Annotated in this window: 12 protein-coding genes; 11 read left to right on the top strand and 1 reads right to left on the bottom strand. The window is 73.5% G+C overall.

The window, feature by feature from the left end:
• Positions 1-470: 470 nt before the first annotated feature.
• From ACSNOH_RS02550 to ACSNOH_RS02505, 10 genes are all read left to right on the top strand, one after another.
• Complete coding sequence (locus tag ACSNOH_RS02550; RefSeq protein WP_436719494.1) at positions 471-8,036, top strand: SDR family NAD(P)-dependent oxidoreductase; 7,566 nt, start codon at positions 471-473, stop codon at positions 8,034-8,036.
• A 58-nt stretch (positions 8,037-8,094) separates the two neighbouring features.
• Positions 8,095-8,943 carry a thioesterase II family protein gene (locus tag ACSNOH_RS02545; RefSeq protein WP_436719493.1) on the top strand — a complete coding sequence of 283 codons (849 nt, stop codon included), beginning with the start codon at positions 8,095-8,097 and terminating at the stop codon, positions 8,941-8,943.
• Positions 8,944-9,197: 254 nt separating this feature from the next.
• A complete protein-coding gene (locus ACSNOH_RS02540) occupies positions 9,198-12,377 on the top strand; it encodes a DUF6603 domain-containing protein (protein WP_436719492.1) in 3,180 nt (1,059 codons plus the stop codon).
• A 20-nt stretch (positions 12,378-12,397) separates the two neighbouring features.
• Complete coding sequence (locus ACSNOH_RS02535; protein WP_436719491.1) at positions 12,398-14,614, top strand: hypothetical protein; 2,217 nt, start codon at positions 12,398-12,400, stop codon at positions 14,612-14,614.
• 10 nt (positions 14,615-14,624) lie between these two features.
• On the top strand, positions 14,625-18,287 hold the full coding sequence (locus ACSNOH_RS02530) for a hypothetical protein (protein ID WP_436719490.1): 3,663 nt from the start codon (positions 14,625-14,627) through the stop codon (positions 18,285-18,287).
• Positions 18,284-19,393: a hypothetical protein gene (locus tag ACSNOH_RS02525; RefSeq protein WP_436719489.1), complete on the top strand. Its 1,110-nt coding sequence runs from the start codon at positions 18,284-18,286 to the stop codon at positions 19,391-19,393. The genes ACSNOH_RS02530 and ACSNOH_RS02525 overlap by 4 nt, the downstream gene beginning before the upstream one ends.
• Before the next feature lie 89 nt (positions 19,394-19,482).
• The gene (locus tag ACSNOH_RS02520; RefSeq protein WP_436719488.1) at positions 19,483-21,072 is read left to right on the top strand and encodes a cell surface protein; all 1,590 of its coding nucleotides are present in this window, start codon (positions 19,483-19,485) and stop codon (positions 21,070-21,072) included.
• A gap of 56 nt (positions 21,073-21,128) precedes the next feature.
• On the top strand, positions 21,129-22,223 hold the full coding sequence (locus ACSNOH_RS02515) for a hypothetical protein (RefSeq protein ID WP_436719487.1): 1,095 nt from the start codon (positions 21,129-21,131) through the stop codon (positions 22,221-22,223).
• 229 nt (positions 22,224-22,452) lie between these two features.
• A complete protein-coding gene (locus ACSNOH_RS02510; protein WP_436719486.1) occupies positions 22,453-22,653 on the top strand; it encodes a hypothetical protein in 201 nt (66 codons plus the stop codon).
• A gap of 18 nt (positions 22,654-22,671) precedes the next feature.
• Positions 22,672-22,839 carry a hypothetical protein gene (locus ACSNOH_RS02505; RefSeq protein WP_436719485.1) on the top strand — a complete coding sequence of 56 codons (168 nt, stop codon included), beginning with the start codon at positions 22,672-22,674 and terminating at the stop codon, positions 22,837-22,839.
• Between the two features lie 75 nt (positions 22,840-22,914).
• Here ACSNOH_RS02505 and ACSNOH_RS02500 read toward each other — a convergent pair whose 3' ends face one another.
• Positions 22,915-23,316, bottom strand: a complete 402-nt coding sequence (locus ACSNOH_RS02500) for a ChaB family protein (RefSeq protein ID WP_436719484.1) — start codon at positions 23,314-23,316, stop codon at positions 22,915-22,917.
• A 180-nt stretch (positions 23,317-23,496) separates the two neighbouring features.
• On the opposite strand from ACSNOH_RS02500, the gene ACSNOH_RS02495 reads away from it, so the two are divergent.
• Positions 23,497-23,694 carry a DUF2795 domain-containing protein gene (locus ACSNOH_RS02495; protein WP_436719483.1) on the top strand — a complete coding sequence of 66 codons (198 nt, stop codon included), beginning with the start codon at positions 23,497-23,499 and terminating at the stop codon, positions 23,692-23,694.
• Positions 23,695-23,718: the final 24 nt, after the last annotated feature.

Raw genomic sequence — 23,718 nt, 5'->3', positions numbered from 1 at the left:
GGTCGGAGGGGGCAGAGGAGGCGGAGGGGCCAGCGGGGCCGGAGGGCCGGACGCGGAGGTTCCAGGGCGCGGCGGCACGTCATGCTAGGCCGCTGCTGACACTCCGGCCGGCCGCCATGCCGGCCGGCGAGCCCGGCAGCGAGTCCGGCGGCAAGGCCCTGCGTTGCCCCGCCCGTCAGGGCCGTCTTGGCCGAAAGTCCTGCTGAGGGCCGGCAGGAGCGCCACGGGGCGCCGGCTGAAGCAGGCTGGAGCAGGCGGCATGAAGAAGCCTTGCCGGACGCGTCAACCACCCTTACGTGTCATAGGGAACATTAAACCCTTGAACGCCTATTTAGGGTGAATCAATAAAGTTAGCGCTATTTCCCGGCATTTTGGCCACTCGATGCGTCCACCATGTGGCTCTGGGCTGCACCACCGGTGCCGGCTGCCAGCCGACCGAGCAGGAATTCCTTGCAAGAAAGGCCTGATCCGTGACATCGGAGCCACCCCTCCACGACAAACGAGCCATCGCCGTCGTGGGCGTGTCCTGCAGACTGCCCGGCGGCATCGCCGACATGGACGGCCTGTGGAGCGCCCTGCGCGAGGGGCGTGACCTCGTGACGGACATGCCTGCCGACCGGTTCGATGCCGACCGCTTCGTGGACGCCGGCATGCCGCGTACCGGCAAGAGCTATACGGCTGCGGGTGGATTCCTGACGGATGTCGAGGGCTTCGACGCCGCGTACTTCGGCATCTCGCCGAAGGAAGCGGCACACATGGACCCCCAGCACCGGCTGCTCCTCGAGCTGGCCGCCGAGGCGCTGGACGACGCGGGCGTCGACCCGGCGGTCCTCGCGGGCACCGGCACGGCCGTCTACGTCGGCATCTCCGACATGTCCTACGGCGCCCTGCAGCTGCACCTGCCGAGCAATATCGGGCCCTACACGATCGCGGGTGCCGCCTCCTCCATCGCCGCCAACCGGCTCTCCCACGCGTTCGACCTGCGGGGCCCCAGCATGGTGGTCGACACCGCCTGCTCCTCCTCGCTCGTCGCCCTGGACCGCGCCTGCCGCACCCTGTGGGACGGCACCAGCCGTACCGCGTTGTGCGGCGGCGTCAACATCCTGGTCACCCCCTGCCACTACGTCGGTTTCTCGCAGGCTGCGATGCTCTCGCAGCGGGGCGCGTGCGCCTCCTTCTCCGCCGACGCCGACGGTTTCGTACGCGCCGAGGGCGGCGGGATGGTCCTGCTGAAACCGCTGTGCGACGCCCTCGCCGACGGCGACCGGGTGCACGGCGTCATCCTCGGCACCGCCAGCAACTGCGACGGACGCACGATGGGACTGGCCCTGCCCAGCGCCGAGGCCCAGGAGAGCCTGCTGCGGCAGGCGTACGCGGAGTTCGGCGTGCACCCCGACGAACTGGTCTACTTCGAGGGCCACGGCACGGGCACCGCCGTGGGCGACCCGGCCGAGGCTCAGGCGATCGGCCGGGCCCTGGGCATCCGGCGCATCACGGGCCCCTTGCCGATCGGTTCCGTCAAGACGAACGTCGGTCACCTGGAGCCGGCCTCCGGCATGGCCGGCCTGTGCAAGGCGCTGCTCGTCCTGCGGCACCGCACGATTCCCGCCTCGCTCCACGCCGAAGTGCCGAGTCCCGTGATCGACTTCACCGGCCTGGGCATCGACCTCGTCACGGAGAACCGCCCCCTGGCCGGGTCCGGGCGTACGGTCGTCGGCGTCAACTCCTTCGGGTTCGGCGGCGCCAACGCCCACGCCATCGTCGCCGCCGCCCCGGAGCAGCCGGCCGCGGCCCGCCCCACGGATCCGCCGCGGGAACTGCCCGTCGTGGTGTCGGGGCGCACCACGCAAGCACTGCGCGAGGCGGTCTCCCGTACGGCCGACCGCCTGGCCACGGCGGGCCCTGACGACTTCTACGACATCGCCTACACCTCCTGCCTGCGCCGGGGAAAGCACGAACACCGCGTGGCCGTCCTCGCCGCCACCGCCTCCGAAGCCGCCGACCGGCTCCGGGCCGCCGCCGACGACCCGTCCGGTGCCGCGGTTCAGGCGGTGCGGCACGGCCGGGTGGCGTTCGTATTCGCCGGCAACGCCTCGCAGTGGGCGGGCATGGGCGCGGACCTCCTCGCCCGCGACGACGTGTTCCGCGCCGCCGTGGCGGCCGTGGACGCCGAGCTCGCACCGCGGCTGGGCTGGTCGGTGGCGGACGTGCTCGCCCGGCCGGCGGGGGAGTGGCGGCTGGGGGCCACCGAGGTGGCCCAGCCGTTGCTGTTCGCCGTGCAAGTGGGTCTCGTCGCGGCGCTGCGTGCCCAGGGCGTGGAGCCGGCCATGGTCCTCGGCCACAGCGTCGGAGAGGTGGCCGCGGCTCACACCTGCGGAGCGCTGACGCTCGCCCAGGCGGCGGAGGTGCTCTTCGAGCGGAGCCGGGTGCAGGCGGCCACGGCCGGCGCCGGCCGGATGGCGGCCGTGGGACTGGGCCCGGAACAGGCCGCCCGGGCCCTGGAGCCCTACGCGGGCCGGCTGGAGGTGGCGGGCGTCAACAGCGAGAAGGACGTCACCGTCGCCGGGGACGCCACCGCCCTGGACGAGCTCGGGAAGGAACTGGGCGGACGCGGCGTGTTCTTCCGGGATCTCGGCCTGGACTACGCCTTCCACAGCCGCGCCATGGACCCCCAGCGCGCTCCGCTCACCGCCGCGCTCAAGGACCTGGAGCCCGGACCCGCCTCGGTCCCCTTCTACTCCACCGTCACCGGATCGCGCACCGCCGGCTGCGATCTGACCGCGGACTACTGGTGGCGCAACGTCCGGGAGCCCGTCGCGTTCGCCGCCGCCGCCGAGGAGGCCATGGAGGACGGCGCCGACATCTTCCTGGAGATCGGCCCCCACCCCGTACTCCGCACCTACCTGCGGCGCGTCGCGGCCACCCGCCCGTACACGGCGACGGCCGTGCTGGCGACCCTGCACCGGGACGCGGAGGGGACGCGCGACCTGGCCGCGGCCCGTGCCCGGCTGATCGCCGCCGGAGCGGCGACCGCATGGCAGCGGTACTTCCCCGTACCGGGCCGGGTCGCCCAGCTGCCGGCCTACCCCTGGCAGCGGGAGCGCCACTGGGGCCTGGGCAAGGAGGCGTGGACCCCGGACGGCCCCTACGAGCACCCCCTGCTGGGTGCCCGGATCCCCGCGCCCACGCCTTCGTGGAGGGGCGCCGTCGAGCCGGTCCTGGTGCCCTGGCTCGCCGACCACCGGGTGGCAGGAAGCGTCGTCATGCCCGCCGCGGGCTACGTGGAGATGGCCCTCGCCGCCGGACGGAGCGCACTCGGCGAGACCGCCGAGATGGAGCACCTGGAGATCACCGCCGCCCTGGTCGTGCCCTGGGCGACCGCCTCCGCCGTCCAGCTCCACGTGTCGCTCGATCCGGACGACGGCATCCTGCTCGTCTCCAGCAGTGACGACAAGACCGGCGAACCCCGCACGCACGCCCGGGCCCGGGTCCGGCGCCTCGTCGCACCCCGCCCGGCCACGACCGACCCGGCCCCGGTGTACGAACGATGCCGGCAGCGGCTCACGGCCGAGGAGCACTACAACCGCTGTGCGGCCGCAGGGCTCGGGTACGGCCCGGCCTTCCAGGTCCTGACCGAGCTGCACGTGGGCGACGGCGAAGTCCTGGCCCACTACTCCTACGACCCGCCGGCCGGGACCTGCACCGTACATCCCGCCCTCCTCGACGGCGCCCTGCAGGCCGGTGTGCCCCTGCTCGCCGACCGGCTGGCCGAGGGCGAGGCCTACCTGCCCGCGCTGATCGCGGCCGCCAGGGTATGGGACACGCCCGCGCCCACCGGAACCGTCCGGGTGACGGAACGCTCGCGTACCGACGACGAAGTGTGCTGGGACATCACCGTCGCGGACCCCGACGGCTCGGTGACCGTCCGCCTCGACGGCTGTCGCATGCGCCGCTTCGCCGCCGTCCAGCGCCCCGAGCTGGTGGCCCACCACACGGCACTGCGCGCCGCACCCCGGGACGACGAGCCGGTCACCGCCGCGCCGATGCCCGACCCCGGGCACATCGCGGCGGCCTGCGCCGCGAGCATCGGGCAGCTGCGCGCCCAGTGGCGGGCCGTGCGCTACGAGGACACCGTGCCGCTCATCACCGACGACTACGTCGACGCCTTCGGTGACGCACTCGCCGGCCTGGCCCCCGGCACCGGTGCCTGGACCCTGCAGGACCTGGTCCGCAACGGCCTGGACGAGCGGCACGTCCGGTTCGTGGAGCTGATGACGCCCTCCCTGTGCCGTCGCGGCATTCTCCTGCCCGAGCCGGACGGCCGGTACCGCCTGAAGCCGAAGGGCGTGGATCCTTCCGAGGCGATGTCACGGGCCGCGGCCGCGGCGCCGGCGTTCATCCACGGCCATGCGCTGATCGCCCAGCAGCTCCGCAGGCTCCCCGATGTGCTGCGAGGCCGCCGCGATCCGATGGAACTGCTGGCCCGCGACGCCACCGTCAGGGTGCTTGAGCAGTTGTACGACACCGCTCCGCTCTGCCGCTTCCACAACCGGCTGGCGCAGGCGCTGTTGCGGGAGGTCGTACGCGCCTGGCCCGCCGACCGGCCCCTGCGGGTGCTGGAGGTGGGCGCGGGCACGGGCGGCACCACGGCGGCCCTGCTGCCGCTGCTGCCCGCGGAACGCACCTCGTACTGCTTCACCGACGCCTCGGCGTTCTTCTTCCCCCGGGCCCAGAAGCGCTTCGCGGACCACGACTTCGTCGACTACCGCACCTTCGACCTCGACGCGGACCCCGTCGAGCAGGGCTTCGCCCTCCACTCCTTCGACCTGGTGGTGGCCGGGAACGCGCTGCACACGGCGAAGGACCTGAGCGCCGCCCTGCGCACCGTCGCCTCCCTCCTCGCCCCCAACGGCGGCCTGCTCGCCGTCGAGAGCCACGACGCGGAGGCCCTGGCACCCCTGTTCGGCATGTTCGACAGCTTCTACGGGCAGACCGACACCGACCTGCGCCCCCGCTCGCTGCTGCTGGCCCGCGACGCATGGCCCGGGCTGCTGCGCAGGTGCGGATTCACGGATGTGATCCAGACCGGGGACGACCGGGCCCCCGCCCGGGACCACCAGTCCGTCCTCCTGGCCCGTACCCGTGCGGACCTGCCGGCGGCGAGGACCGCCGAGCCGCCGGTTGTCCCGGAAGCCCGGCCGGACACCGTGTTCCTGACCGCCGTCGAGACCCCCGAAGCGCAACCCCTGGCCGCTGCGCTGACCGACGCCCTCATCGCGGCCGGGGGCCGGGCAGCGGCCCCGGCACCGGCTGTCTCGACGGCCGAGGACTGGCGGCGCCTTGTGGGAGCGGCTGCCGGCCAGGAGAGCCGGGGCACTGTCGCGGTCGTGCTGCTCCTCGGCGAAGCGGACGAGAAGTCCGCTTCCGGCGTGGTCGGCCGCGCCACGCGGCGGGCGGAGATCCTGCGGACGTGCGCGGTCGCCTGCGACGGACTGCCGGACGGTATCCGGGCAGAGCTGTGGCTCGTGACCCGGCCCTGCGGGATCGCGGAGGGCGTCGCCAGCAGCCACCCCGCCGACGCCGTCCTGTGGGGGCTGGGACGGTGCCTGGTCAACGAGCTGCCGGACCTCGGCTGCCGGCGGCTGTCGCTCCACAGGAGCGACGACGCGCACGCCGACGGGCGGCGGCTCGCCCGCGAGCTGCTCCACCCCACCGCTGAGGACGAGATCGTCCTCACCCGACAGGGCCGGTTCGTGGCCAGGACGGTGCCGCGTCCCGTCGCCGAGCCCGCGGGCGAGGGAATGACGTACAGGCTGAACGTGCGCAACCCCGGCCTGTCCTACCGGCTCGACTGGCGGGAGACGGACCGTCCCGAACCCGGGCCGGGAGAAGTGCTGATCGAGGTACGGGCCGCCGCTCTCAACTACCGCGACATCATGCAGAGTACCGGCCTGCTCTCCGGCGAGGCGGTCGAGGGAACGCCGACGGAGTCCGGCTGCGGACTGGAATGCGCCGGTGTCGTGGTGGCCTGCGGTCCGGACGTCACGCGGCTCCGGCCGGGCGACCGGGTCGCCGGGCTGGCCCCCGCCTCGCTGGCCTCCCACACCGTGGCGCAGGAGAAGGGCGTGTGGCCCCTGCCCGACGGCATGACGTACACGGAGGCGGCCACCATGCCGGTGGCGCTGACCACGGTCCACTACTGCCTCGTCACACTGGCACGGCTCCAGCCCGGAGAGACCGTCCTCGTGCACGGAGCGGCGGGCGGAGTGGGACTGGCCGCCCTCCGCTATGCCTCCGGACGCGGGGCACGGGTCATCGCCACCGCCGGCAGCGGACTGAAACGGGACTACTTGCGCTCCCTCGGCGTGGAACACGTCCTCGACTCCCGGTCCCTCGACTTCGCCCATCAGGTACGGGACATCACACAAGGCCGCGGCGTCGACGTCGTCCTCAACTCCCTCGCCGGCGAGGCCATCAGCCGCAGTCTCGAACTCCTCCGCCCGGGCGGCCGCTTCCTGGAACTGGGCAAGCGCGACATCTACGAGAACAAGCCCCTGCTGCTCGACCCGTTCAAGAACAACATCGCCTTCTTCGGCGTGGACCTCACCAAGGTGCTCGGCGAACCCGCGCAGATGGACGCCCTGCTGCGGGACGTGCGCGACGCCGCGGAGGTGAGCGTCTGGCGCCCCCTGGCGCACGCCGTCTTTCCCGCGGCCCGCGTCGCCGAAGCCTTCACCCACCTCCAGCACTCACGCCACATCGGCAAGGTCGTCGTCGCCTTCGACCCCCTGGACGAGCCACCGCTGGTGGTACGCCGACCGCGGCCACCACGGCTGGACGCCGAGGGCACCTACCTGATCACGGGCGGCACCGGTGGCTTCGGCGCGGCGACCGCGCAGTGGCTCGCCGGCCTCGGCGCCCGCCACCTGGCCCTCGTCAGCCGCCGCGGCGCACAGGCGCCGGAAGCCGCAGCGGCCCTCACCGGTCTGCGCGAACGCGGGGTGACCGCCACGGCCTTCGCGGCCGACACCACCAACCCCGCCGCCATGGCGGACGTGATCGCGGGCATCGACGCGAGCGGTCATCCGCTGCGCGGCGTCGTCCACGCGGCGATGCACCTGGACGACGAGGGGTTCCTCGCGCTCGACGCCGGGCGGATGGCCGCGGTGATGGCGCCGAAGATCGGCGGAGCCGTCGTCCTGGACGCCCTGACCCGTGACCGGGACTGCGACCTTTTCCTCGCCTACTCCTCCGGTACGGGATACGTCGGTACGGTCAAGCAGGCCCCCTACGCCGCGGCCAACCTCTACCTGGAGGGGCTCGTCCGCAACCGCCGGCAGCACGGCAGGCCCGGCCTCGCCATCGCCTGGGGAGCGATCAGCGAGAGCGGATACGTCGCCCGCAATGACCTCGCCACCTCCATGGCGACCTTCGGGCTGCTCACGATCCATCCGTCCGAAGCGTTCGGCCAGGCGGAGCTCCTCGCCGGCAACGGCTGCGAGACGGCACTCGTCGCACGCGTCGACTGGGCCCGCCTGAGCCGCCTGTTCGCGCTGGTCAACACCCCGCGGCTGATCAGCATGGTGCCGGCCGGCGGTACCGGCGACGGGACGAGCAAAGAGGCACTGCTCCGCGAGCTGGCCCGGATGTCCCCCGAGGCGGCGCTCGACCACCTCACCGGCCACCTCGCCGGCATGCTCGCCGAAGTCCTGCAGATGGACCCCGGACGCATCGACCCGCACCAGCGCTTCGACACCTACGGCCTGGACTCGCTCATGGCCGCGGAACTGCTCGTCACCCTCCAGAACCGCTTCGAGGTCGAGATCCCGCCCATGGAGCTGCTCCGCAGCGCCAACGGCACCCTCGCCGACGTCGCCAAGCTCGTGCACCTCCGCCTCGGCCTCGCCGGCAGCGCCGCCCCCACCGGCCCGGCACTGCCGTCGCCACGAGAGGCCGGCCCGCCGGAGCGTGCCGAGGCTCAGGCCCTTCACCGGCCCGCCGCCACCGGACAGGAGACGACGGCCGCCGGCCGATGAGCCGGTCGCCGTTTCGGCACGGGCAGCCGTGGCAGGGCATCCGAGGAGAAGTGCCATCGTGACCGACTTGTTCCCCGCGGGCGGGCGCGCGCCGGGCCGGCCGGCGTCGCCGGACGAAGCGTGGTTCGCGGCCGGGAGCAGACGGCCGGACGCGGACGTGCGGCTGTACTGCTTCCCCTTCGTCGGCTCCGGGGCGAAGCTGTATCTTCCGCTGGCCCGGTTCCTGCCCGCCACCGTCGAGTTGCGTTCCCTGGAACTGCCCGGTCACGGCACCCGGGACAAGGAACCGCTGGTGCGGGACGTGGCCCGGCTGGCACGCGTCCTGGCCGCAGTGGTGGCCGGTGACGCGGCGGGCCGGCCGTTCGCCTTCTTCGGACACTGCACCGGCGGACTGCTGGCCTACGAGACCGCCTGCGCGCTGGCCGCCGCGCGGCTGCCCGGCCCCGTACTCCTGGCCGTTTCCGCGATGGTCCCGCCGCGCGCATTCACGCGCCACTTCGCGGACAGCATGCGGCGCCCGGCCGTGACGGCCCTGGTGTCGGAGGCTTTGGCGGATGCCCGGCAGCGCCGCGTCACGGTAGAGGCGGTTGCCAAGTGGGAACTCAGCAACTACTTGATGCACACCCCGACCCTCGCGCCACCGCTGACGTGTCCGGTGACCGTCACCGGCGGCCACGCGGACCTCTTCTTCCGGCCCGATCAACTCGACGGCTGGGCAGCTCACACCACGGCCGGCCCGGTACCGGTCCGGCTGTACCCGGGACGCCACCTGTATCTGCTGGACCACTGGGCGCGCCTCGCGAAGGACCTGGCCGGTGACCTCGGCCCGGCCGCCCTCGCCGTCGAGGACCAGGCAGCCGGTCCGGTGCGCGGTCGCGGACGCTCACCCGTTCCAGGGGATGGCTAATCGGCCGGTGGCTCGTACTCGCCCGGCGTTATCGCGTCGTCCGCCGACGACGCCCGGCCGCCCTCCGCCTGCGCTCACCCCTGGGCTCCGCGCGTGTGCACAGGGCATATGGCAAGGGAAAACGTGGATTCCCCCATGGCCGGAAAAACCCGTTACCGCAGTGATTCATGGCCTATGCCTGCTCCGGTAACGCTGTGTGCATGCCATGATTCCGCCCGGTGTCGAAGCCGCTCCACCAACGGCGGGGAGAACCCATGGCGCTCTCGCTCAAAGACCTGCTCGACCTCTTCCCCGACGAAGGCGGGGACTTCGTACTGCCGCAGGACCTCATCGGGGACATCCCCGGCGTCGGCCCGCTGTTCGAGACGTGGCTGACGTCGGCGGACCTCACCGTGAACGGGGCGGTGCCCAACCGCGGCGAGGTGACCGTGGCGGGCACGCTCTCCTTCACCGTGGCCGACGGCCCGTGCCCCGTGGTCGTCTCGTTCACCGTCGACCCGGCCCAGCTGGTCACCGGGGTGATGCTGGACTTCACGCTCCCGGCGACCGAGGAGGACTCCGGCGAGGAGGACCCCTTCGCCCCGCACCTCCAGCTGTCCGCCGGAGCCCAGGGGTTCTCCGCCGCACTCGTGATCGCCTTCACCGGCGCTGGCGGCGACGCCAGGACGATGACGTTCACCGCCTCCTACGAGGGGAGTGCTCTCATCGGCGACTGGTCCTCCGACGACGGCCTGTCCTGGGACGACGTCGCCCACGCGCTCGGCACCGCCCCGGCCGACCTGCCGCCCGCCCTCGTCCCAGTGCTCAAGCAGGTCGCGTTCGCCTACGAGAAGAGGAAGCGGGCGTTCGTCCTCTCGGCCGCCACCGAGTACGTGCAACTCGCCTTCGCTTCCCTCCCGCAGAAGGCCGGTACGGGCTCGGCCGGCCCCCGGCTGCGCATGGTCTTGTTGCAGGGCAGGTTCGAGGCCGGGCTGGCCGACCTGCCGTCGGTCGGCGAGCACGCGCCCGTCGAGGACGACCTCGTCTTCGCCGGACTCCAGGCCTTCCACCTCTCCGCGGCGATGAGGGTCCGCAAGGTCAAGGCCCTCAACGACCTGATGGCCGACGCGGGCGTCCAACTGGGCCTGCCTACCCGTACCCTGACCGCCGGGGCATCGCTGGCCGTCACCGCCGCCACCGCCTTCTCCGAGAAGAACTACGGCCTGGTGTACCCGCTGCGGCGCAAGCCCCAGCCGGGCCCCACCCCGCCCCCGCGCGCGGAGCTCGCCGCCCGGGCGGAAGAGGACGACATCCCCGCGCAGGCGAGCATCCCCCTGGACGCCGCCTTCGGCCCCCTCCGCCTCTCCGAGATCGGCCTGTCGTACAGCGACGGCACCGCCCGGGTCACCATCGACGCGACCGTCGACGCGGGCGGCATCGAACTCAGCGCGTCCGGGCTGGGGTTCGCGATCCGGCTCGCCGACGGCGCCTGGGACTTCCGGGCCACCCTCGACGGGCTCGGCCTCGCCTACGACCGGCCCCCGGTCCGCATCGGCGGCGCGTTCCTCGTCAAGGAGGCCCAGCAGCCCTACGACATGCTGTTCGCCGGCATGGCCGTCATCGAGGCCAAGGTGGTGAGCGTCAAGGTCCTCGGAGCCTACGCCCGTGCCGAGGGCGGCTACCCCTCGCTGTTCCTCTACGGCGTCCTGGCGGGCCGCAACGGCCTGGGCCCGCCTCCCTTCCAGGTGCGCGGCATCGCCGCCGGCTTCGGCTACAACAGCTCGGTCCGGGTGCCGGCCCCGGCCGAGACACCGTACTTCCCCTTCGTCGCCGAGCTGGGCGCCGGCACGGAACGGCCCCCGCTGGAGGTCCTGGACGCCCTCCTGGACGGCTCCGGCGGCCGCCCGCCGTGGCTGAGCCCCGCCCGGGGACAGATCTGGTTCGCGCTCGGCATCGACTTCTCCGTCTTCCGGCTCGTCGACGGCAAGGTCCTCGCCCTGGTCGAGCTCGGGGACGACTTCACCGTCGCCGTCCTCGGCCTGGCCACCGCCTCCTTCCCCGTGCGCCGCGACTCCGGCGCCGCCATCGCCCGCGTCCAGCTCGCGATGCAGGCCCTGTACACCTCCAGGGACCACATGCTCGCCCTCGCGGCGGAGCTCACCCCCGAGTCCTACGTCCTCGACCCCGAGTGCCGGCTCACGGGCGGCCTCGCGTACCGGACCTGGTTCGGCGGGGCGCACGAGGGCGACTTCGTCTTCTGCCTCGGTGGCTACGCCCCCGGCTTCGACCGGCCCGGCCACTACCCGGACGTGCCCAGGCTCGGGTACACCTGGGGCATCTCCAACTGCGTCACCGTCCGCGGCGAGGCCTACACCGCCCTCACCCCCTCAGCGTTCATGGTCGGCGGCCGGCTGGAGGTCTCCTTCCACGCCGGCATCGTCGAGGCGTGGCTCACCGCCAAGCTCAACGCCCTGATCCAGTGGAAGCCCTTCTGGTTCCGGTTCGACCTCGGTGTCCGCATCGGTTTCGCCGTCGACCTGTGGCTGTTCACCGTCCGCGGCGAGGTCGGCGTCGACCTCGACCTGTGGGGCCCGCCCGTCGGCGGCATCGCCACCGTGCACCTGTGGTGCATCTCCTTCGACGTGGCCTTCGGCGCCGACCCGGACCGCGGGGCGAAGGAAGTGAGCTGGAGCGAGTTCCAGGAACAGCTCCCCGCCCGCGACGAGATGCTGCGCATCACCCCGCTCACCGGCATCCTGCCCGAGAACGAAGAGGTCCGCGCCCGCCGCCGGGCGAACGGCGACGACCGCTGGGTCGTCTCCGCCGACGGCTTCTCCTTCTCCACCACCACCCCGGTGCCCGCCTCCAAGGCCACCGTCACGTCGAAGGAGTTCGAGGGAACGGCCCTCGACATCCGGCCCATGGCCGCCACGGGCCTGGCCTCCGAGCACAAGCTGGCCGTGCAGCTCGGCGACGACGAGGGCTTCGACCCCGTCCAGCGCGGCTGGTCGATCGACAAGGTCACCGCCAACGTGCCGCAGGCCCTGTGGGGCACGGGCGAGCCCACCGCCGCGGACGCTGCGACCTCCCCCCTCCTGCCCGACCGCATCACCGGCCTCACCGTCACCGTGCCCGCACCGAAGGACGGCCCGACCCCCGGCGAGACGACCGACGTCGCGCTCGGCTTCCAGGACCTCGACCCCAGCCACACCCTGCCCGTCACCCCCGCCGACCCGCCCACAGGGCCGCAGCCCCTGCCCTGGCAGGAAGGCCAGGAGCCCACCAGCATCGGCGCGATCGCCACCGGCATCGCCGGCCCGGCCGCACCCGCCCGGGAGGCCCTGTACGCCGAGCTCGCCGCCCTCGGCCTCGCCCCGCCCTCGCACGACCGCCCGGACCGCTTCGCCGCCCTCGCCGCCGCGGGCGCCTTCACCGCCGAACCCCTGACGATCTGAACCGCGCGAGGGAAGCCACCATGACGCAGCCCACCGCTGCCGGGGACACCCCCCGGTTCAGCGTCCACTTCCACGACAACCACATCCCCGCCGCACCCGGCGGCCTCTACACCATCACCCTCGACCACACCGTCTCCGGCGGCCCCGTCGGCTCGGACGACCTGCCCCCCGCCCGGCAGCAGTTCGAGATCCGCTCGCCGCAGTTCACCCTCGACGGCTCCTTCGTCCACGCCCTCCACCCCGCGCCCGCGGCGACCGGCGCCTTCGAGTACGTCCTGCCGCACATCACCCTCAGCCGGCTCATCCTCCCCTGGGAACGCGCCCTCGACCCCGCGGAACCCGGCCTGCCCTGGCTGGCCCTGCTCCTCTTCGCCGAGGAGGAACTCCCCGACGACCCCAAGGCCCAAGGGCACGTCCGCACCCGCACTGTGCGCGAACTCCTCACCCGTACCGACGGCGTCCTCACCCCCGACATCACCCTCGATGCCGAGGTCCCGCCCGAGCTCCACGACAGCACCTGCACCACCGTCGACGTGCCCTCCGACATCTTCGCCGCCCTCGTCCCCCGGCGCGCCGACCTCGCCCACCTGTGCCACGTCCGCAAGGTCACCGACCGGCACGCCGCCCGCGTCCGCCGGGCCGGGGAGAAGCTGGAAGCCGGCGACTACGCCGTCGTCGTCGCCAACCGCTTCCCGCGCACCGCCGGGCGCTACGCCGCCCACCTCGTCTCCCTGGAGGGATTCGCCGCCCACCTCGACGGCACCCGGCCCGACCCGTCCGTCGTCCGTATGGTGTCCCTGCACGCCTGGTCCTTCGACGCCGCGCCCGACGCGAACGCCCACTTCGCCACGCTGATCCGGCACATGGCCGACGACCCGGCCGGCCTCGGGCTGCGCCTGCGCCCGAGCACCCCGGGCACCGCCGCCCCGGCCTCGGCCACCGATCGCCTGGACCTCGGCTACGTCCCGGTCGACCACGCCCTGCCCTCGGGAGAGCACTCCTTCGCCTGGTACCGCGGGCCCTTCACCCCGGGCGTGGCCCAGCGCGTGCCCGTCCCCGAGGGCGGCCACTACCGGCACGCCGACGAAGCACTGATCTACCTCACCGGCACCGGCGTCTTCGACGTCAGCTACGCGGCCGCCTTCACCCTCGGCCGCGCCCTCGCCCTCTCCGACGCCACCCTCGCCGCGACCGTCTCCGCCTTCCGCGCCCGCGCCCGCCGCGTCGCACACCGCGCCCTGACGAAGGGCCGCACCGGCACGCACCCCGCCCGCGACCGCTTCCACGAACTGATCGACGACGGCCTCGGCGCCCGTCTGCACACGGCCGCCACCACCCCGGCGGCCTCCCGCGACACAACCACCGCCCCCGCACCCCGGCGAGCCGCGGACGGCGTACCCGTGCTCCGCAGCGCCGCGACGCTGCAGGACCGCCTGCGCACCGGCCCGGCCCGCGCCCTGCTGCGCACAGCCCTCGCCGAGCCCCTGGCTCCGCTGGCCGCCGCGCTCGACCAGGTCGCGCTGCTCGCGGCGACGCCGCTCGGCCACCTCGTGCCCGACGCCCGCATGCTGCCGTCCGAGAGCCTGCGGTTCTTCCACGTCGACGCCCAGTGGTGCGCGGCCCTGCGCGACGGCGTGCTCAGCACCGGCATCGGCACCTCCCTCGACGCGGCCGTCGACGCCGTCGCCCGCGAGACACTGGAGCCGCCGCGCCCGCTGTCCGGCCTCCTGATGCGCTCCGCGCTGGTCAAGGGCTGGCCCGACGTCGTGGTCGAGCCGCAGCGCACGCCCGCCGAGGGCGGCGCCCCGCAGCTGCTGGACATCGTCCACCGCGTCGTCATCGGCTCGGACCTGTTGCTGTGCCTCGTCGACGGGGTGCCCGACCAGGTGGTCTTCCGCGAGCCGCACGAAGGCATCCACTTCGGCATCGACGAGGGCGACCGCATCGGCCTGCGCCGCCTCACCGACCCCATCGGTGCGTCACTGGAGCGGGCGTTCCCGCCTGCGGGCGAGCCGGGCATGAGCCGCTTCCTGTGCCCTGCCACCGCCGGCGGGACGCCCGAAGTGCTCGACGTCGCCACCGGCACCGATGCCCTGGTCCCCGCCCTGGCCGCAGAACTCCGGGCGGCCGGACAGCTCGACCCGGCCGCGCCCCTGGGCCCGGCTGCGCTCGCGCTCGAACTCGTTAACGCCGCGCAACGCATCGCCTTCCGCCCGGTCACCGCCGGCCAGCAGTGAGGACAGCAGCATGACCTCCCCGTCGCCCCAGTCACCCCACCCGTCCTCCCCGCCTCCGTCCCCTCTGATCGTTCCCGTCCAGGTGGACGCCCTCCTGGTCAACAAGCGCGTGCGCGACAACGAGACCTGGCGCCGGTGGTACGCCGACTTCGAGCAGCTGGAGGACCGCCGGCCGCCCGAGCCCGACCCCTTCCAGAGCGCCTCCGCCAAACCCGACCAGGGCATCCACCTGCAGTGGCTGATCCCCGACGCCCTCCGCCGCGGCCGGCAGGACGGCCCGGCGGGGCGGGTGGAGTTCCCGCACGTGCCCAACCGCTGGCTCGTCGTCCGCTACAGCCGCCCCGCCGGAGCGCCCGGGGCGACGCCCGCCGCGGCCGGCTGGGTCGTCGACAGCGACTACCTCAACGACGAGGACGGCACCTCCCCGTTCCTGGATCCCTGGGCCACCGAGCTGAAGCCCGCCTGGATCGGCCGCTCCCACGACCTCGCCGACGGGCCCTGGAGCGAACCGTCCGGCCGCCGGCCCTTCCTCACCGCCGCGGGCCCCGGGCTGCCGACGTTCTCGATGTACCAGCCCTACCACGAGGACGTCTTCTCCCTCCACGACCCGCTCACCGGCCTCGACGGCCCCGCCCTGCTCAGCTACCTCGTCGTCGGCTGGTACTCCGACGCCGCCTGGGACATCCTGGCAACGCCGCCCGGCGGCGACGTACGGGCCCTGCTCGACTCCCTGCGCTGGGCCACCACCGACAGCGCGTTCCACCCGGCGCGGTCGCTGTACGCGGGCTCCGCCCTCGGCCTGTCCTGGGACGCCGACGGCGACCGCCCCGCGTCGGACAAGCCCGAGGGCACCGCCGGCATCGATGTCGCCGTCGGGCACGTCGCCCCCGACGCCGAGACCGCCCTGCTCCCGGCGGCCCTGGACGATCCCGAAGCGGCCCTGCTGTGGGAGGCGTTCTCGTACGACCTCCTCGACGTCCTCGACGAGGACGGGGAGACCGCCCTCGACCAGGCCCTGCGCCGCACCTGGTTCGGCGCCGACCAGGGCGGCTACACCTGGCGCATCGTCGACCGCCCGCAGCCCGGCGGCAGCCCGGCACCGGCCCTCACCCCGCAGCAGAGGGCGGCCGAGCAGGAGTGGCTGGCCGAACTCAACGCCGTACAGGCCGAGCACGACGCCGTCTCCCGCGACCTCGCCCACGACCAGCGCCGCCTCTACGGCCTGTGGTGGCTGCGCGGCCGCCCCACCCGGCCGGACGGCTGGGACGCCGCGTGCGACGCCCAGTTCCAGGCCGCCGATCCCGAAACGGCCGCCGGCAAGGTCCGCCTCGGGCTCACCACGCTCTTCGGCGAGGGCGGCCTGCGCTCGCGCATCCCCTGGGGAGACACCGCCGGGGACCTGGCCGAGGCCGTCACCGCCTACGCCGCCCGGCACGAGCTCGCCCCGGGGCGGGAGCTCCAGCGCGTCGCCGAACCCGCCTTCCACAGCACCCCCGACCCCTCGGTCATCGTCCGCGGCGCCAAGCTCGACCGGCCCCTGACCGACGAGACGGACCTGGACTGCCGTACCACCGGCGAGACGGTGACGGCCGTCCGCATCGGCGGAGCGATGACGCCGCCGCCCGCGGACCCGCCCGCCCCCGACCTGACCGGCCTGCCCGAGCCCGCCGCCGTGGACGCGCTCCTCGGCGAGTTCTTCCTCCTGGACCTGGCCGCCTTCTCACCGGGCGACGAATCCGGCGCGACAGCGCTGGACGAGGCGCTCGCCCGCCCCGGCACGCACGTCACGGGCTGTCTCGCCCGCTGGACGCGGCCGTGGCGGCAGCCCTGGTCGCCGCTGCACCTCATCTGGAAGCTCGACTGCCACCCGACCCCCTACCGCACCGACGAGCAGGACAACTGGGAGTTCCGCGGGACCCGCTACCGCTGGCTCGGCACCGGCGCCGAGTCCCCGGGCACCCTCACCGGACGGGCCCTGCTCAACCCGCTGCCCGGCTTCACCACCCGCGCCCGCCTCGCCCAGCACGCGGCGGACCATCCCCGGGGCCCCGTGGAGAAGCTGCACGACCTGCGCGGCAAGGCCGAGGACTGGGACCTGCTCTCCCAGCGCATCGACGGCGTCAACGACTGGCTCGCCCAGCACACCGTCTCCACGAACATCGTTCCCGACGACCACCTCGCCGCCCTCGTCGACAACCGCACCTCCCGCGTCTCCCTCAGCGAGGTCCCCGACCCCGGACCGGTCTCCGGAGAGGGGCCGGCCTTCCGGCCCGTCCGCGCCGCCCAGCTCGCCTTCGCACAGCTGCACGTCGTCGACCGCTTCGGCCGCTCCCTCGCCGTCATCAGCCCCGACAACATGCTGCAGTTCCCCCTCCGGACGGCCGACAGCGTCACCCCGGAGATCCCGGTGAACCCCGAGAACCCCTACCGCTTCGCGGAACTGCCCCCGCGCCTGATCCAGCCCACCCGGCTCCGCTTCGACTTCGTCTCCACCCGGGACGACCACCACCGCATCGACGTCGACGCGGGCCCCGGCGAGGCCGCGGGCGAGACCCCCGTCTGCGGCTGGCTCGTGGCCAACCACCTCTCCCGCTCGCTCCTCGTCCACGCCCCGGACGGCACGGCCCTCGGAGAGATCCGCACCGCGCTGAACACCGCCCACGAGCAGCTCGCCGACTGGGACCCGCTGCCCGGCTCGCCCTACCCCGACCCCGGCCCGGACACCCCCTCCGGGCGGGCGTTCGCGGCCGACCTGCCCCACCTGCACGGCTTCGTCACCGAACTCCTCGCCGCCGGGCCCGGCGCCTTCGCCGAACTGCTGACCGCCGTCGACGACAGCATGGCCGCCACCCCCGGCGGCGAAGAGGACACGAGCCTGGCCGCCCTCGTCGGCCGCCCCATGGCCCTGCTGCGGGCCCGCCTGAAGTTCGAGCTCGACGGACCGCCGATGACCGCCTCCTCCTGGGACGACGTCGTCACCCCGCCGGCCCCGGAATTCACCGACTACCGGTGGAACGTCCGGCTGGGCACGGACATGGTCAGTGACGGGCTCGTGGGCTTCTTCCTCGGCGCCGACTACACCCGCCTGCACCGGGTCCCCCGGCCACCGGAAGAGGGACAAGGGCAGGAACCGCGATACGCCGTCCCCATCGACGGCCGGGAGATCGCCGTCCCCGCGCGGCCCGTCGTCCCGTACGGACGGGCCGCGAACGAGACCGCCGCGTGGGTCACGCTCCTCGCCGACCCCTGGGCCGCCGTCCACGCCGTCACCGACATCCTCCCCGTGGGGCGGCTCCTGCTGCCGACGACGTGGGTCCGAGGCCCCCTCGGGCGCATGAAGCTGGCGTTCCGGATGGGTCCGCTCCTCGCCGGCAGCCGCATGGCCGCGGACGACCAGGGCGGCACGCCCACCGAACACCTCGTCATGCCCGGCCCGTCCGGCTGGCGCGGCACCTGGCAGTGGGCCCAGCCGGCCGCGGCCGCCCCAGGCCGCTGGGCCTCCTACCCCCTTACCGGCCCGGACGCCGCACTGGCCCTCACCGACTCCACCGGCGCCGCCCGGCACGGCTTCCTCCAGCTCTCCGGCGCGCTCGGCGACGCCGACGGCACCACCGCACGACGGGCGCCCGCCCAGGACCCGGCAGCCCCTCAGTCCCCCCGGAGCACGCCATGACCACGGCCCTTTCCTACGCCCTGCACACCAGCCCAGCACTGCTGCGCGTCCGTACGGACGACCGGTCCGGTGAGCGCGCCACCCTGCGGATCACCGCGACCAACCCGGGCCCCGCCGCCGTCACCTGCGACTCGATCACCATCACCGTGCCGACGGGGGAGGAGCCCCACGCCCTCACGGCCGGCCCCGAAACGATCACGGCTCGCGTGGAGGGCACCGCCGGCTGGGAGGCCGAGCACCATGGCAGCGGCGTGTTCCACGTACGGCCCGCGGAGCCCGGCACCGAACTCAAGCCGGGCGAACGGATCGTGATCACCCTCGCGAACGTGGAGGTCAACGAGGCCGTCGGCACGGCCGTTCTCGGCATCAGCGAGCAGGCCACGGACGTCACCGGAGTGCTGCGCGAGCGCGCGGGCGGCGGCAGGAGGCTGGCCAAAGCCCCTGCCGGCGCCATGCTGGAGGACTTCCGCCCCGACTGCACCATCGTGCCCAACGGCGAGAGCGTCACCCTGACGTGGAAGTGCGTGGACGGCCCCGACTACGAGCTCTTCTACGGAGACCAGCGCGAGGTCGTCAACAGGTACATCACCGACGGGCACGGCGAGTGGACCTCGCCGTGCCTGCACACCGCCACCGCCTTCATGCTGCTGGGCACCACGGAGGAGGCCGGCTCGACCGTCACCTACGGACTCACCACGGCAGTGACCGTCGACGTGCCCGACCTGGAGGTCGGCAGCCTCGACGCCAACGGCGTGGTGCGGCTGTTCGGTGAGGTTCAGGAGGTCGCCGGCGGCACCGAGAGCGGGACGTGGACGTACGCGGCCGACACCGACGGCATGATCACCGGCTACATCAAGACCAACCAGGCCGGGGCGCCCGCCACCCTCAACGTCTTCGTCACCCCTCCGGGCCTCAAGCGGCAGAAGTTCGCCACGCAGTCCTGGGACGTCCGCGGCGGCACCGAGAACCAGGAGGCGAGCGTGCTCGTCCCGGTGCCCCGCGGCTCGGTGGTCAGCGTGGTGCAGAAGAGCGACGGCGGAGCCTTCACCGCCGCCCTGACGTGGTTCCCCTTCGGCAGCGGGCCGCTGCGGCCCGTCGAAACGTGAGCCCGCGCCCCGTCCCCGCCAGTGACCGGCCATCCGCCCAGCGACGCCACTGACCGCCCACCCGCCCAGCGCACGGGAGAGCACCGGACATGACCGAGAACCCCGCCACGACCGACCTCACACCCGCAGGGATCGACGCCGCCTTCAGCGTCCCCGACTCGGGCGGCGCCCCCGCCGCCGTCTACTTCCTCCGGGGCGGCTGGGCCGTCCACCACGACGCCGCGGTGACCGCGCCGCCGCGCCGCGGGACCACGCTCCGCGAACTGTGGCCCAAGCTCCCCGCCACCTATCTCACCGGCGTCGACGCCACCTGCTCCACCGACACCCCGTGCGTCTACTTCTTCAAGGGCACGACATGCGTGCTCTACGACATCGCCAAGAACGAACCGGTGGGCGGCGCCTCCCCGGTGCAGATCGGTGACAAGTTTCCCGGCCTGCGCAACGGCGCACCCGACTTCACCCAGGGCGTCGACGCCGGCATGACGGCCTTCGACGGCACCGTGTACCTCTTCCGGGGCGGTCAGTTCGTCAACTACGACCTGGACTCCGACGAGGTCGTGAAACAGGGCACGCTGGAGAAGGACTGGGCGAACCCCGACCACCCCGACTCCCCGGTCCTCGGCGGCGTGGCCGCCGCGTTTAACTACCCCGCCACGCGCAACGGCCACCTCATCGCCCCGGACGGGGTGCGGTACGCCGAGTGCGACACCGACCCCGACGAACACCGCGTCACCTCCGGCATGAAGGCACTGCGCGACCGGTGGCCGTACCGGACGTTCCTGAGCGTGCTCGACGGGGCCGACGGCCGGCTGTGGGTCTTCGACGCCGACAGCGGCCAGCGGATCCGCCAGAGCCAGGTGGGCGCGGAACCCGGCGGCGTCGTGATCTCGCCGGACGGGTTCCGGACCCTGTCCACGGCCCGCGGCGAGGGCGGGGGCGAGGGGAGCCTCGCGCTCCTCGACATCACGGCCGGCACGCTCCGCACGGTGGGAGCGGGCTCCTGGCCGTACCGGGTGACGGCCCTGCCCGACGCGTCCGCCGCCTACGTCACCAACCCCCTGGCAGGGACCGTGCACGCGATCGACCTCGCCACCGGCGCGGCGCAGCCCGTCGACGTCGGGCCCTCCCCGGACGGCCTCGTGGCCTCGCCCGACGGCGGCCACGTCTACGTCGCCACGAACGGCGATCCCGTCGTGGCGGTCGTGGACACCGCGACGAACACGGTCGGCCGGCGCTTCGGCGGCCCGATCACCGCCATGTGCACGGCACTCACCCCCGACGGCACCGTCCTGTGCTTCGGCATCCACAGCGGCGTCAACGCCGTCGCCGTCGCCAGGACGGCGGGTGCCGGCGACCCTCCGCTGGTCGGGGTCGGGCAGTCGCCCGAGCAGCTCGCCGCGTCGCCCGACGGCGCGCTGGTGTTCGTCGCCAACCGCGGCCACGAGATCAAGGTGATCGACGTCCAGGCCGTCACCGAGGTGACTCCCGTCCGGACACCGCGCGATCGCACGAACGCCGTGGCCGTGTCCCCGGACGGGGCCTTTCTCTTCGTCACCTCCGAAAGGGCCGACTCGGTGCAGAAGCTGCCGGTGGCGGGCGGCGACCCGGTCGCCGAGTTCCCCCTCGGCGGCGCGCTGGGCAACGACGCGTACCTCTCCCTCGGCCCGGCGTGGGGGTGAGTGCGACGATGCCGGCAGGACCCAGCGGCGAAGTCCCCTGCGTGCTCACGTATGACGTGATCAGTGAACCGAAGCCCATCCAGGTCTCGCAGGGCTCGACACCGAAGACGGCCACTTTGTGGATCACCGTCACCAACCATCAGCAGCACGCGGTCCACCTCGAATCGGTCCGCTTCACCTTCCCCGTGGGCACCGGGGCCGCTGACCTGAGCAACAACCCCGGCAGTGCCGAGCCCCAGGTGGACGACATCAAGAAATGGCGGTTCGAGCTGGACGCGGACCGGCCGGGCAGCGCCGTGCTGACGCCCAAGCGCTCCGCGACCGTCCCGCCCGGCGGGCAGCTCGACCTGGGCCTGGCCCACATCGAGGTCAACGCCCAGGTCGGCACCAGCAAACTGACGATCGAGGAGCACATCCAGGACGCCCCGGACAGCGGGACCGAGGAGTGGCCCCTGGCCAAGGTCCCCGCCGGTTTCACCACGGGAGACTTCCGGCCCGAGACGATCCTCGTCGCCAGCGGCACCCCGGCCGAGCTGACCTGGCGGGGCGACTCCCGGCCCGGCGCCACGTACACGATGCTGCATGACGGCCCGCCGTGCGACGTCACCGCCGTCCGCTACTGGGAGACCCCGCCCTTGCACCGCGACACCGCGTTCACCCTCGTGGTGCAGGTGACCGAGGGCGGGAACACGGCGGAGTACGCCATGAGCACCGTGGTCACGGTCGCCCGCCCCGACCTGGTCGTCAACGACCTCACCGTCAACGGTCACACCGTGCTCGCCTACGCTTCCTCCGCCTTCGACCTGGGCGAGGCGGCCGCGCTCACGTACACCGCCGAGACCGACGGCTTCCTGGTCGGGCACGTCCGCGCAGACCAGGACGTGCCCGACACCGAGGACCCGCCGCCGACCCTCACGGTCACGGTGGCCCCGGCCGGCCGCACGAGTCGTGTCACGAGCGTGCAGTCCCGCCTGGCGGAACGGGCCCCCGGCGACCCCGGCAGCCGGCTGACCGCCGTCGTCCCCCGGGGCGCCACGGTCACCGTCGCCCGCACGGGCACCACCCCGAGCACGCACGCTCTGACCTGGCTCCCCTTCGGCACCGGCGAACTGAAGGAGACCGGCAGCGGCGCACGCCGGCGTCTTCCGTAGCGGCGGTGAGGAGGAACTGCTCGCCTGGACCTGGCCGCGAACGGCTGGTGGCCGTTCACCACGCTCTGTCACCGCAGTGCGCCGCTCGGCGCGCCGCTCGGCCCCGCCGCCCCCGGGACGGGCGTTCTCCCGTCGCGCCACCCGGGCGAATGCCGCCTAGGCTGGGGGGAAGACGGTCCGTGGAGGTGACCCCGGAGCGATCGCTCGGCGTCCCCTCAGGGAGGACACGATGACCAAGAACCCGCAGCAGCCGGCGGTGCGCCGCAGTAAGAAGGGCTCCACCGTCCAGGAGTCCGCCGAGTCGAAGGCCGGGCTGGACCGGAAGGCGGGACCCGGCGGCCCCGAGCGCGCCCACGGCAGTGACAAGGGCCGCAAGGGCGGCGGTCGCGGCGGCGGAGTGCCGCCCGAGCAGAGCCCCGAGCATCCGTAGACAAGGAGCAGCGCAGTCATGGAGCGCAGCAGCAAGCACGGCCCCAAGAAGGACGACGAGCTGAAGCGGGCGACGCGCCACCAGGCACGTACGGGCCGCACGACACGGTCCGACGAGTGGCGCGACCCCGAGGCGCTCGAGCGCGACGAGGAGTCGCCTCGTAAGCAGCGGCGCCCGAAGGAGTAGGACGGCCGGGGAGCAGGGCGGTCGGCCCGGCCGCCTCCGAGCGGGCCCGCGGCGCCGTACGGTCCCCGCGGGCCCTCAGCGACGGGCCGCGGCGGTCTCCCGTGCGTTGGCCTTGCGGATGGCGTCGACGAGCTCGCCTTTGGTCATGCGCGAGCGGCCCTCGACGTGCAGTTCCCTGGCCAGTTCCTGCAAGTGCTGCTTGGTGGCCTGGGTGTCCACGCCCTCAGCGGACTTGTCGCTGGTGCCGCGCGGCCGTCGTGACTGCTCGTCCGAGGGGCCCTTGCGCCCGTGTTCCTTGGGCTGCCAGTGGTCGCCGACTTTCTCGTGCGTGTGCTTGAGCGCGCCGTAGGCCACCCGGTGCGCGCGCTCGCCCTCGCCGTACTGCTCCACGGCCGAGTCGTGCGCCTTGGCCCAGGTCCGCTGCGCCTTGGCGTCCGATCGCTTGATGGTGTCGGGCATGACTTCGCGTCCTGGCACGGGAATCACCTCCGCTGTCGTGCTGTGCCCACAGGGTCCAGTCTTCTCCTGCCGGGCCGAAGGCGCTCTCCGGGCGGACCGGCCCGCCCGGAGGGCCGGGCCCGTGGCCGGGTACCGGCCGTCCGGGTGATTCCGCGGCGCCGCCTCATGCCCGGGCGGCCTGCGGGTACCCCGCGGGTCATGGCAAAGACGAACCCCATCGAGCTCCAGAAGTGCCTCAAGGACATGGAATACCCGGCGACCAAGGAGAAGCTGGTCGATCATGCCAGGAAGCACGGAGCCACCCAGGACACCGTAGACGCGCTCAGCGCCATGCCCAAGAGGGAGTACGACTCGCCCGCGGCCGTCACCAAGGCCGCAGTGAAGGAGGGCAGGTAGACACGACGAGGCAGTAAGCGCGTA

The sequence above is a fragment of the Streptomyces sp. URMC 127 genome (genome assembly GCF_051386535.1).
Taxonomy (GTDB): domain Bacteria; phylum Actinomycetota; class Actinomycetes; order Streptomycetales; family Streptomycetaceae; genus Streptomyces.
Note: the sequence above shows the minus strand (reverse complement) of the source record. Positions and strands in the feature narration are given on the sequence as shown.